This window comes from Streptomyces sp. NPDC046821, assembly GCF_040645335.1.
Taxonomy (GTDB): Bacteria; Actinomycetota; Actinomycetes; order Streptomycetales; family Streptomycetaceae; genus Streptomyces.
Genome location: NZ_JBEYYB010000016.1, coordinates 192,850 through 203,556 on the forward strand (window position 1 = coordinate 192,850; position 10,707 = coordinate 203,556).

At 71.4% G+C, this 10,707-nt stretch carries 8 protein-coding genes; 1 reads left to right on the top strand and 7 read right to left on the bottom strand.

The genetic code is table 11. From position 1 onward, the window contains the following. Nucleotides 1-65 precede the first annotated feature (65 nt). The 5 genes from ABZ893_RS30590 to ABZ893_RS30610 all read right to left on the bottom strand — a co-directional run bounded on the left by ABZ893_RS30590 (nucleotide 66) and on the right by ABZ893_RS30610 (nucleotide 6,934). Entirely contained in the window at nucleotides 66-1,493 is a 1,428-nt protein-coding gene (locus ABZ893_RS30590) for a sodium:solute symporter family protein (RefSeq protein ID WP_361410168.1), read from the bottom strand. After that, nucleotides 1,490-1,735 carry a hypothetical protein gene (locus ABZ893_RS30595; RefSeq protein ID WP_361410171.1) on the bottom strand — a complete coding sequence of 82 codons (246 nt, stop codon included), beginning with the start codon at nucleotides 1,733-1,735 and terminating at the stop codon, nucleotides 1,490-1,492. Before ABZ893_RS30595 ends, ABZ893_RS30590 begins: the two co-directional genes overlap by 4 nt. A gap of 15 nt (nucleotides 1,736-1,750) precedes the next feature. Then, nucleotides 1,751-3,238, bottom strand: a complete 1,488-nt coding sequence (locus tag ABZ893_RS30600; RefSeq protein ID WP_361410174.1) for an amidase — start codon at nucleotides 3,236-3,238, stop codon at nucleotides 1,751-1,753. A gap of 240 nt (nucleotides 3,239-3,478) precedes the next feature. Beyond that, a complete protein-coding gene (locus ABZ893_RS30605; RefSeq protein ID WP_361410177.1) occupies nucleotides 3,479-4,567 on the bottom strand; it encodes an Lrp/AsnC family transcriptional regulator in 1,089 nt (362 codons plus the stop codon). A gap of 150 nt (nucleotides 4,568-4,717) precedes the next feature. Further along, nucleotides 4,718-6,934: an SNF2-related protein gene (locus tag ABZ893_RS30610; RefSeq protein ID WP_361410180.1), complete on the bottom strand. Its 2,217-nt coding sequence runs from the start codon at nucleotides 6,932-6,934 to the stop codon at nucleotides 4,718-4,720. Nucleotides 6,935-7,114: 180 nt separating this feature from the next. Here ABZ893_RS30610 and ABZ893_RS30615 point away from each other — a divergent pair, with 180 nt between their 5' ends. Further along, on the top strand, nucleotides 7,115-8,311 hold the full coding sequence (locus ABZ893_RS30615; RefSeq protein WP_361410183.1) for an MFS transporter: 1,197 nt from the start codon (nucleotides 7,115-7,117) through the stop codon (nucleotides 8,309-8,311). 9 nt (nucleotides 8,312-8,320) lie between these two features. On the opposite strand, the gene ABZ893_RS30620 is transcribed toward ABZ893_RS30615, so the two are convergent. Continuing rightward, nucleotides 8,321-8,719: an Imm7 family immunity protein gene (locus tag ABZ893_RS30620; RefSeq protein WP_361410186.1), complete on the bottom strand. Its 399-nt coding sequence runs from the start codon at nucleotides 8,717-8,719 to the stop codon at nucleotides 8,321-8,323. Between the two features lie 135 nt (nucleotides 8,720-8,854). Next, on the bottom strand, nucleotides 8,855-10,180 hold the full coding sequence (locus ABZ893_RS30625; protein ID WP_361410189.1) for a hypothetical protein: 1,326 nt from the start codon (nucleotides 10,178-10,180) through the stop codon (nucleotides 8,855-8,857). Between the last annotated feature and the right edge of the window lie 527 nt (nucleotides 10,181-10,707).

Sequence of the window (10,707 nt, forward strand, 5' to 3'; positions counted from 1 at the left end):
GCCCGGCGGCCGGTCAGTTGCCCCTCGGGGGTCCGTTGCCCCTGGGGTCGGTTGCCCCTAGGGGGCTAGTTCGCCTCGGCCGGGACCGGGGCGAGGGAGCGGGACCGGACGACGAGCTGAGCGACGGCCGTGACCAGCAGGTTCGGGATGAGTGCGATGAGCCCGGTGTCGAAGGTGCCGACGTCCACGCCGCCGAAGGTGAGCCAGATCAGGACGGCGACACCGGTCACGATGCCGAGCAGCGCGGGCACGGCGTCAAGGCGGACCTTCTTGGGCAGGGCCATGACGATCGCCGGGGCGAGCTGGGTGAGGCCTCCGTAGGTGAGCAGCAGCAGGTCGGACAGGAGTCCGGGCCGGGTCAGGCCGAGCACGAGGGCGAGGCCGGCGGCCGCGATCACGCAGATGTGGTTGGTGCGCAGCTGCGTGCGCTCGTTGCTGACGCTGAGCAGGTTGCGGGACAGCAGGCTGGAGATGCCCACGACGATGGCCGCGGACGGCACCATCGCGGCCGAGGCCGCGGCGACCGCGACGACGCCGACGAGCCAGCCGGGCAGGGTCTGGCCGGCGAGGGTCAGGGCGACGCCGTTCGGCGCGGACCCCTGCTTGACCAGCAGGATTCCGGCGAAGCCGACGATCACGGGGACGCCGAGGGCGATCTGGTAGAGCGGCAGCCAGACCGCGTTCTTGCGCAGGGCGCGCCCGCTGCCGGCGGCGAGGACCGGCGGCCACAGGTGGGCCATGGTGCCGAGTCCGCCGCCGATGCCGGAGATGATGACGGCGGTGACGAAGAACGTGGCGTCGTAGCCCTCCTGGTGGAACGTCAGGAGGTTCGGGTGGCTGTTCCGTACGGTCTCGAAGAGGCCGCCGATGCCGCCGTGCACGGAGAGCGCGACGCCGACGATCAGGACCACGAGCCCGATGATCATCAGGGCGTCCTTGAGGTAGGCGACGCGGGCGATGCCGCGGATGCCGGACCACAGGACGAAGGCGACGGTGAGGACGGTGGCGAGCACCATGCTCAGGTTGCCGCCGGTGCGGCTGCCGGTGGCGAGCTGCACGATGAGGCCGAGGCCGGTGATCTGGAGCTGGAGGTACGGCAGCAGGAAGACGGCGCCGACGACGGCGACGACCTTGCCGAGCAGGGGGCTGCGGTAGCGGTCGGCGAAGAAGTCGGCCTGCGTCAAGTAGCCGCCCTTGCGGCCGAGTTCACGCATCCGGGGTGCGGTGAAGTACTGCAGGATGAAGTTGATCGCAAGGTAGCAGAGGGCGAACGCGGCGGCGACGCCTCCGCCGAACGCGATGCCCGCGAGACCGAGGAAGCTGAAGGTCGTGAAGGCCTCGCCCGCCTGGAGGAACCAGGTGGTGAAGGTGGAGAACTTCCGCTTGCCGACGGTCCATTCGCTGAATTCGCCGCGGCTCGGCCGGCGGCCGCTGATGCCGACGACGGCGATGGTCACGATGCCGACCAGGGTGATGGCCATGGTGGTGTTCACGCGGCGGCCTCCTCGTACGCGGTGAGCGTCTCGTGGTCGTCTTCGTCCTCGTCGTCCGTGTGGTGCGCGAAGTGCTCGACGAGCGCGAGCGACGCCGTCGTGCCCGCGGTCCACATCAGGCACCAGGCAAGGACGGAGGGGATGCCGAACCAGAGGTGCGGGCCGTTGACGAAGGGCAGGAACGGTGTACTGAGGAAAGCCACTACGGGCACGACGGCCCAGAGCACGTGCGGTGATCTCATCGGGGCTCCATACGGCTACGGGAGGGAGGGGCGACGGCGTCCGTGCCCGGTGGCGGCCTCGTAGGCGGCACCGGTCTCGAGCACGGTCCTCTCGGCGCGGGGCGGACCCACGATCTGGAGGCCGACGGGAAGCCCGGCAGGGGTGAAACCGGCGGGGACGGAGAGGGCGGGTGAGCCCAGAACGGTGACGAAGTACGCGGAGCGCATCCAGTCGAGGTAGGTCTGCTGTGGCTGTCCGTCGATGTCGGTGGGGTATTCCGACTCGACGGCGAACGGGGTGACCTGGCTGACCGGGGCGATCAGCACGTCGTACCGCTGGAAGAAGGCGGTGGCGGCGAGGTGGATGCGGGTGTGCCCGTTGCGGGCGCGGACGAGGTCGGCGCCGGTCAGGCGCCGCCCCTCCTCGATGTTCCAGATGAGGCTGGCCTTGAGCGACGCGCGGTCGCTGTCGAGCAGCGCGCCGAGCCCGTGGTTGAACTCCTGGGCGCGCAGCGTGCGGAACACGTCCTCGGCGCCGTCCAGGTCGGGGCAGTCCTCGACGACGTGGGCGCCGAGGTCCTCGAAGACCTTGGCCTGGCGCTCGAAGACGTCACGCACGTCCCGGTCCACGGGGACGCGGCCGCCGAGGTCGGGGGAGAACGCCACGCGCAGGCCGGCCATGTCCCGCCCGAGCGGGGCGCGGAGCGGGGCGCCCGGCTCGTCGAGGGAGATCGGGACGCGCGGGTCGGGCCCGGCCATGACGGACAGCAGCAGCGCGGTGTCGGCGACGGTACGTCCCATCGGTCCGGCGACGCCCATGGTGTCCCAGAGGTTGCCGGTGGGGTGCGAGGGGACGCGGCCGGGGGTGGGGCGCAGGCCGACGACGTTGCAGAAGGACGCCGGGTTGCGCAGCGAGCCGCCCATGTCGCTGCCGTCGGCGATGGGCTGGAACCCGGCGGCGAGCGCGGCCGCGGCACCACCACTGCTGCCACCGGCGGACTTCGTCCGGTCGTACGGGTTCCGGGTCGCGCCGAAGACGGTGTTGAAGGTGTGCGAGCCGGCCGCGAACTCGGGGACGTTCGTCTTGCCGATGCGGATGGCGCCCGCGTCCTGGATGCGCTGGACGAGGAGCTCGTCCTCGAACGGGACGTGCTCGGCGAAGAGCGGCGAGCCGTGCGTGGTGCGCATCCCGCGGGTGCTGTGGGTGTCCTTGAACGCGATGGGCAGGCCGTGCAGCGGGCCGAGCTCCTCGCCGCGCGCCTGGCGCTCGTCGGCGGCGGCGGCCGCGGCCAGCGCACCCTCGGCGTCCAGGGTGACGATCGCGTTGACGGCCGGGTTGTGGCGGTCGATGCGGTCGAGGTGGGCCTGGACGACCTCACGGGCCGAGAGCTCACCACGGCGGACGCGGGCCGCGAGGTCCACGGCGTCGAGCGCGCAGATCTCGTCCCGAGAGGAAGCGACGGGGCCGGAGCCGGAGTCGGCGTGGCCGGTGGCGGGGGCGACGGGGCCGGGAGCAACGGGCATGGCAGTCCTAGGGCAGCAGGCACGGGGGCGCGTCGCCGCGTTGATGGTGATCCGGCCGGGGCCGGGGCGCGACGCGTGTGGTGCACCACACTGGGGCTGCTGACGGTTTCAGTCAATAGCTGTGGCTTGATGAAGTTTTAAGACGCTAGATCATCGACTTTGAAGATTTCAGTCAACGTAGATCGGGGTTCACGTCGCGATGCGTGGCCGACAGCAGTCACGATGCGCAGCCGACGGCAGTCACGACGCGTGGCCGGCACCCGGGAACTCGACGCCACTGCGCTTGAACGACTCGACGACCAGATGGGACTGCACGGCCTCCACGTGCCGCACCCACGGCGAGGCCGTCAGGAACTCGTGCAGCGCGGCCTTGGACGGCTGCGTCACGTCGACGAGCAGCTGGTGCTCCCCCATCACGACGGCCGCGTACCGCACGAGCGGGGACTCGACGAGCAGCCGCCCCACCTTCTCGACGACATCGGGCCGGGCCTTGATCCACAGCAGCGCCTCGACGGGGAAGCCGAGCAGCGCGGGCTCGACGGCGGCGCGGATGCTGACGAGCCCTTCCCGCGTCAGCGTCTCGACGCGGCGCCGCGCGGTCGCCACGGAGACCCCGGCGACGGCCGCCAGGTCCTCGTGCGTACGCCGCCCGTCCTCGGCGAGCGCCCCCAGGATCGCCAGCTCCTCGGGCCCGACCTCGACGTCCGGGAGCGCCAGCTCGTCGACGGTCCCGGGCCCTCCGAGCGCCTCTACCTCCGAAGCGTCGAGAATCCCGGGCGACCACTCATGAACAGTCCGGAAATACCGCAGCACAGGCGAGACACTCTGCGAAACGAGCCCCGGCAAGGCGGGCACCTCATCCAGCATCAAGGGCCCCAACCGCCCGGGCGGACACTGCAGTTCGGCCACACAGTCGACGGGCCCGGCGAGCGCGTACGAGAAAATACAGTCCGCGCGCCGGGCAGCCGCGACGGCGGCGTCCCGCACAGCCCCCGGCCGGCAGGTCATCCGCAGAATGACGGTCTCGCCCCGCACGACCAGCCCCCGCACGGCGACGTCCCCACTCTCCAGCAACCGCAGCCCCCGCCGCGCCACCTTCCGCTCAGGCTCCCCCAGCGCCCCGGCAATCCGCCGCCACGAGGCCCGCCCGTCGATCTGCAGCGCGGCGACGATCCGCCGGTCGAGAGCGTCGAGGGGCCCGGCGGGCTGGGCGGCGGGGATGGTGGGGTGAGTGGAGGGGCGGGGGGAGGCCCCGGCCGGCGGCGTGGACGGGCCTGCGGGGGCGGCCGAGGTGGCTTGGGCCGGGGTTGCCGGTACGGGGTCTGTCACGGGTCGACCCTAACTACTGGCACCTGGGGACACCCTGGAGATGGGGAGCCGCGCGGGCCGCCGTCCCGACATCCCGGTCGCTCCTGACAGGCCCTTGCCGGCACCGAACTGCTTGCGCATCTCGGTCGTGAGCCGCCGCTTCCTCTCCTGTCACTCACCAGGCTCGGATGCCATGGGCCTCGCCTCCACACCCAGACGCGCCTGCTCCTCCTCGACGATCCGGCGGGCCAGCTCCGTGTCCGACACGTCGACCGCGTCCGGGGTGGCTTCGGCCACAGTGCTGCGGCGGGCGTAGGCGTCGAACAGACGGGTCTTCTTCTCCAGCATCGTCACCATGCGTTCATCCACTCCCCCGGTGGCGAGAAGGCGATGCACGTGAACCGGCCTGACCTGGCCCATACGGTGGGCCCGGGCCACCGCCTGGTGCTCGATGGTCGGCTTGATCTGCGGTTCGCAGATGATGACGACCGAGGCAGCCTGCATATTGAGGCCGACGCCCGCCGCCTGGATCTGCGCCAGGAGCACCGCGGGTCCCGAGACCCCGGCGAAGTCGTCGACCATCTGCTGCCGTCGCACGGCCGGGACGCCGCCGGTGAGCGGGCCGAACATCGGAGTACGCGCATCGGGCCCCACCGCGAGCGCCGCCTCCACCACGCCCAGCACACCCTTGAAATTGGAGAAGATCACCGTCTTCTGCCCGCTCTCGCCGGCCTCCTGAACGATCTCGCGGAGCCGCTCCAGCTTGGCCGACTTCTCTGGGCTCATGTACGCGGCCCTGCGCATCGCCATGAAATTGCCGGCACGTACGGCTTCGCGGTACGCCTCCTCGTCCGACGCGCTCAGCTCCTCCCACTCGTCGGTCTGCTGGAGGCTGGGGAGTTCCGTCAGTACGTCGTCCTGGTTACGTCGCAGGTAGACCGGAGCGACGGCCTTGCGAAAGGCGACCGATCCCGCCAACGTGTCACGCTCGCCCAAGGAGTCCGCGACTCCCGCGTCGAGCATGTGGACCAGGTTGCGGAACTCCACCACCCGGTTCTCCATAGGGGTTCCGGTCATGAAGAGGCTGCGCTCGCAGCGCTCCGCCCACAGAGCGACCGCCTGTGACCTCTTGGCCTTCGGGTTCTTCACGGAGTGCGCCTCGTCGACGACGAGCAGTCCGACCTCCCCTCCGCCGGGCGCCGGAAATCCCCGCAACGCGTCGAACGTGGTCACCGCGACCCCGCCCCGGCCCTTCCAGTCGGCGAACGCGTAGTGGCGGTCGGGGCCGTGGAGCACCATGACGCGAAGGCTGCTGCGGGCCTCGATCTCCCGGGTCCAGTTCACGAGGACGCTCGCCGGGCAGACGACCATGAAGTGGCTCTGCCCCTCGGCGGCCAGGTGTGCCAGCACGGCGATCGCCTGAATGGTCTTCCCGAGGCCCATCTCGTCGCCGAGTATCACCTTGCGCTGCGCGAGGGCGAAACGCGCGCCGAAGGCCTGGTAGCCGCGCAGGGAGACCCGGCGATGCGAGTCGTCGAGATGCTGGCCCCGTACCCGCTCGGCGATCTCCTCCGGCAGGAAGCCCTCGGCAGCCGCCGCGTCGGGCAGCCGGCCGGAGATCTCGGCGAGCAGGCTGTAGTACTCGGCGGAACGGAGTTCGAAGTCCACCCAGGCCGCGATGTCGGACGAGGATCCGCGCAGCAGGTCCACCGACGCCTGGGCGATCAGCTCGGGCAGGCCCGCCTGCTCCGCCTCGTCGGCCAGGGAACGGATCTCGGTGACCGCCTCCAGGGCCCGCGCCTTCTTCGCCCGGCCGGCCAGCAGCATCCTGAAACGCCCTGCGGCGGGCTTCCCCGCGACCAGCAACGGGCCGAGCCGCTCCGACAGCGCCGCGGCACGGTCCACCGCGCGCCGGGTCTCGGGACCGGCTTCCACCAGCACCTGCAAGGCGATGACGAGTGCGGTGGTGTTCGGTTCCTGCCGGTCCACGTCGATGTGGACGGCCACCGTCTCGTGCACCGCCTCGGAAAGCCGACGAGCTGCGGCGATCATCTGGTCCACGGTGCGCTGCCCGACACCGGGAATCTGCCGCAGCCGGTAGGGACCGGCTTCGAGAACGTCTCCCACCGTACGGAACCCGCTCTTCTCCACGTTCCCGAGCCGCAGGCGCCCCTCGGTGACGTCCTGCAGCCGGGCGATGGGGATCCCCTCCAGCTCCCGCTTCGCCGCGGCGTCGTGAATCGGCCTCAGCGCGGCCCGCACGGCCTCGACGGCCCGACCGTGGTCACCGGCCAAGGCCTGCGCCGCCTCGTACAGTCGCGCTCCCCTCGCGACCGACTCCCGCTCACCACGCCCCACGCGCCCGCCCCCCTCCCGCAGTCTCCGCATCTTCCCATCACCCATGCCGGGCGGGACGGGCGTCCATCAGGCCTCTTGACTTCACGGGCGTGACTGCGGAGTTCAGGCGGGCCGGCCCGCGCCTCCCCCCTCCGGCGTCCTTTACATACGACCTCCGTGTCTCGGCGGAAAAGTGACCACACCCGCCGAACATCCCCGAGACTCCGACCCATGCGCAGCTACCGAAGCCTCTTCCGCACGCCTGAGTTCAGTCCGTTCCTGTTGTCCTTCGCGGCCTTTGCCGCCGGGCAGACGATCGGGGGGCTGGCGCTCGCCACGATGGTGTTCCGGGCCACCGGGTCGCCGTTCCTGTCGGCGGTGAGTATGTTCGGGCCGCAGTTGGCGCAGTTGCTGGGCGGTGCGCTGTTGCTCTCGGGGTCCGATCGGCTGCCCCCGCGCGCGGTCCTCACCGGCCTGGCGCTCGCCTTCGCGGGTGGTACGGCGGTGCTGGCGTTGCCCGGGCTGCCGGTCTGGGCGATGTTCTGCGTCATCCTCGCCCAGGGGCTCGTCGCCTCGCTCGGGGGCGGGGTGCGCGGCGGGCTGATGAACGATCTCCTCACCAAGGACGGTTACGTCCTCGGCCGTTCGGTGTTCAACATGCTCTGGGGCCTGACGCAGATGGCCGGCTTCGCGACGGGCGGCGCGCTGCTGGCGCTCCTGTCGCCGCAGACCTGCCTGCTGCTCGCGGCCGCGCTGTACGCCCTCTCGGCCCTCGTCACGCGCCTCGGCCTCACCGCCCGCCCGCCCCGCGCCGCCGGCCGCCCGTCCGTCTCGGCGACCTGGCGCACCAACGCCCTCCTGTGGTCCTCCCCCGCCCGCCGCCTCGCGTACCTCGGCCTGTGGGTCCCGAACGGCCTGATCGTCGGCAGCGACTCGCTCTACGTCTCCTACGCCCCCGCGGCCGCCGGCACCCTGTACGCGTGCGGAGCGCTCGGCATGTTCGCGGGCGACATGGCCGTGGGCCGCCTGGTCCGACCGTCGCTCCGCCCCCACCTGGCAACCCCACTACGCCTACTCCTGGCCGCGCCATACCTGTTCTTCGTCCTACGCCCCGGGGTGGCCCTGTCCGCCGTAGCGGTCACCGTCGCCTCGGTCGGCTTCGCCGCGAGCCTGGTCCTCCAGGAACGCCTGATGTCCCTCACCCCGGACGACCTCGCGGGCCAGGCCCTGGGCCTGCACACCACGGGCATGACCGCGATGCAGGGCCTCGGCGCTGTCGTCGCCGGCACTCTCGCCCAACTGGCCACCCCAGCAATGGCGATGAGCCTGATGGCGGCCGCCTCGGTCACCACCACCGCGACGCTCGCGGCACTGGGCAGGCGGGCTGAACGACAGCCGGCCGACGCAGGCCGGCCCGTCACCCGGTGAACCCTGCGCTCAGTCCTCGATCACCGGATTGCACGGCGAGAGGAACGGGTCCAGGCGCTCCTCGACGAGCCCCCGGCGCACGACGCGGACCCGGAACGCGTTGTCGGCGTTCGGGATGTCGCCTTCGTCGGAGCGGTCGTGAACCATCCCCCACGAGCCGGGGAAGCGCCGCGCGATGTACGTCACGAGCTCGTCCAGCTGCCCGGCCTCGTAGCCCTTGTGGTTGGTCTGGCCGGCGGCGGTGACGATCGGCAGCCCGTTGAGGACGTCGAGCGTGACCTTGCAGCTGGAGGACCACTGGACGGCGTCGATCCGTGCGCGCAGCTCCTCGACGCCCGTCCTCAGGGACTGCGGGTCGTCGTCGTACGGGTCCTCGGAGATGCCGAACCAGCCATGGAACTCGTACATGCCCTCACTCCAGCGGAGTCGTGTCGATCAGTCGTGTCGATGCGTCGTGTCGATGCGTCGTGTCGATCAGTCGTGTCGATCACCGGCTCGACGCCGTAGCGGCACCGGCCGGTGACCAAGGCAGACCAAGGCAGATCAAGGACCAGTGATCGCCTTGATCGTGTACGGGTAGGACTCCTGCTGCCACGTGGTGGTGAACACCGCCGTCGGACGCGCCGCGACCTGCGGCACGCGGCCGTCCGACGTGAGCGTCTTCGCGGTGCCGAAGGTGCCGGAGCGGCTGATCACCCGGGCGGTGGCCTTCGTGACGCTGTACGGCGGCGTGGAGATGGCCGTGGTGGTCTGCGACACCAGCATGCCGTCGCCGTCGTCGTCCAGGGCGAGGTCGGGGCGGTCGCCCGCGCCCAGCGACGTGATCGCGCCGAGGGTGCCGCCGGCGGAGAGCTTGCGGCCGTACAGCTCGCGCTTTCCGGCGTTGTTGCGTACCCACGCGATCATCGAGTCGCCGTCCAGGTCCGTCCCGAGGGTGTGGTGGGCGTCCGCGTACTCCGCGGACGTCGTGATACGCAACGGGTTCGACAGCGTGCCCGTGCGGCTCCAGCGCGAGGCCCAGACCTGCGGGCGGGCGCCGCCGCCGGAGCGGTAGCTGATCACCGCTTCGCCGTCCCGGTCCACGCCGACCCGGACCATGCCGAAGCCGCCGTACGCCGCGACCGGCGTGGTGAGCACCTTCGTCGCGGAGATCGAGGTCGCGGTCATCCGCTTGGCCACCACCTCGGAGCCGCGCACCCAGGCCACGACGAACTGGCCGTTGCGGTCGACCCCGATGGCCGGCGGCTCCGCCGAGCCCGAGCCGAGGGTGTGCACCGCGCCGAGCGTGCCGTCGAGCTTCAGCCGGCGGGCCACCACGTACCAGCTGCCGTCGCGGATCTCCGTCCACGTCACCATCGAACTGCCGCCGGGCGTCACGGCGACCGACGGCGTGGATGCGGGCGCCCCGGGGGTGGAGAGCATCTGCAGCGAGCCGACGAGGCTGCCGGAGGACGCGACCCGGCGGCCGACGACGGTGCTGTCCTGCTGCCACACCACGGACGAGTCACCGGTGTCGTCGGAGTCGGCCTGCACCCAGCTGATGGCACGGCCGTCCGGGGACAGCGTGCGGGTCGCGCCCAGGGTGCCGCTCGCGTACTTCACCCGGGTCTGGACGCGGAAGTAGGAGCTGTTCGCGTTGTCCATGGCCGCCCAGGCGAGCAGCGCGTCGCCGGAGCGGTCCATGGAGACCTGGGGGCTGTCCTGGCCGGACCAGCCGGACGCGGTGACATTCCACGTGGACGTCCACGCGGCGTCGGCGTTCACTGCGACCGTCGCGGTGAACGCGATTCCGCCCACGGCCGCCGCGGCGCCTGCGCCGATGAGGCGGCGCTTCAGCGAACGCCGGTGACGTGCTGCCTGAGGTGCCACTCTTGATATCCCTTCCAGGGCTGCCATGGGCTCCACGGCAGCGAGGCCGTCCCGTACGGCCGCTCAGGAGGTACAGCGCAGTTGAGTGCACACACGTCACACGAGCAACACAGGCCCCTGCCCGAGGTCGAGCGGCACGACCCGGGTTGCCGTCGACAAGGCGTACGCGGACCAGTCCGCCGATGCCCGGCCACAGATCGACGAAGCGGCGTGACCCCTCCCCCGCGTGCCGGTTGCCGTGTCGGCATCGAGGACGCCGACACCTGATCGACACCTGATCGACTCCTGACGGGAAGACGGGAAGAGGGGAAGAGGGGGAAGAGGGGAAGCCGGGAAGAGCAGCGGCGTCAGGCATCCCGGTCCTGGTCGGGCGGGGCAGGATGCGGGGTTCGAGGCTCGGCGAGGCGAAACATGTCGGAGGGCGGGGCCGCTTCGGGGCGCGGGGCCGCTTCGGGCCCCGCCCGCCCCGGGACCGGGCAGGCCTCAGCCTGCGGGGCTGGTCCAGTCGGCGGGAATCCGGGCGAGGC

Coding starts and splice junctions, on each gene's coding strand:
- ABZ893_RS30620 (WP_361410186.1), bottom strand. CDS start 8,719: ATGTACGAGTTCCATGGCTGGTTCGGCATCTCCGAGGACCCGTACGAC.
- ABZ893_RS30615 (WP_361410183.1), top strand. CDS start 7,115: ATGCGCAGCTACCGAAGCCTCTTCCGCACGCCTGAGTTCAGTCCGTTC.
- ABZ893_RS30610 (WP_361410180.1), bottom strand. CDS start 6,934: ATGCGGAGACTGCGGGAGGGGGGCGGGCGCGTGGGGCGTGGTGAGCGG.
- ABZ893_RS30595 (WP_361410171.1), bottom strand. CDS start 1,735: ATGAGATCACCGCACGTGCTCTGGGCCGTCGTGCCCGTAGTGGCTTTC.
- ABZ893_RS30600 (WP_361410174.1), bottom strand. CDS start 3,238: ATGCCCGTTGCTCCCGGCCCCGTCGCCCCCGCCACCGGCCACGCCGAC.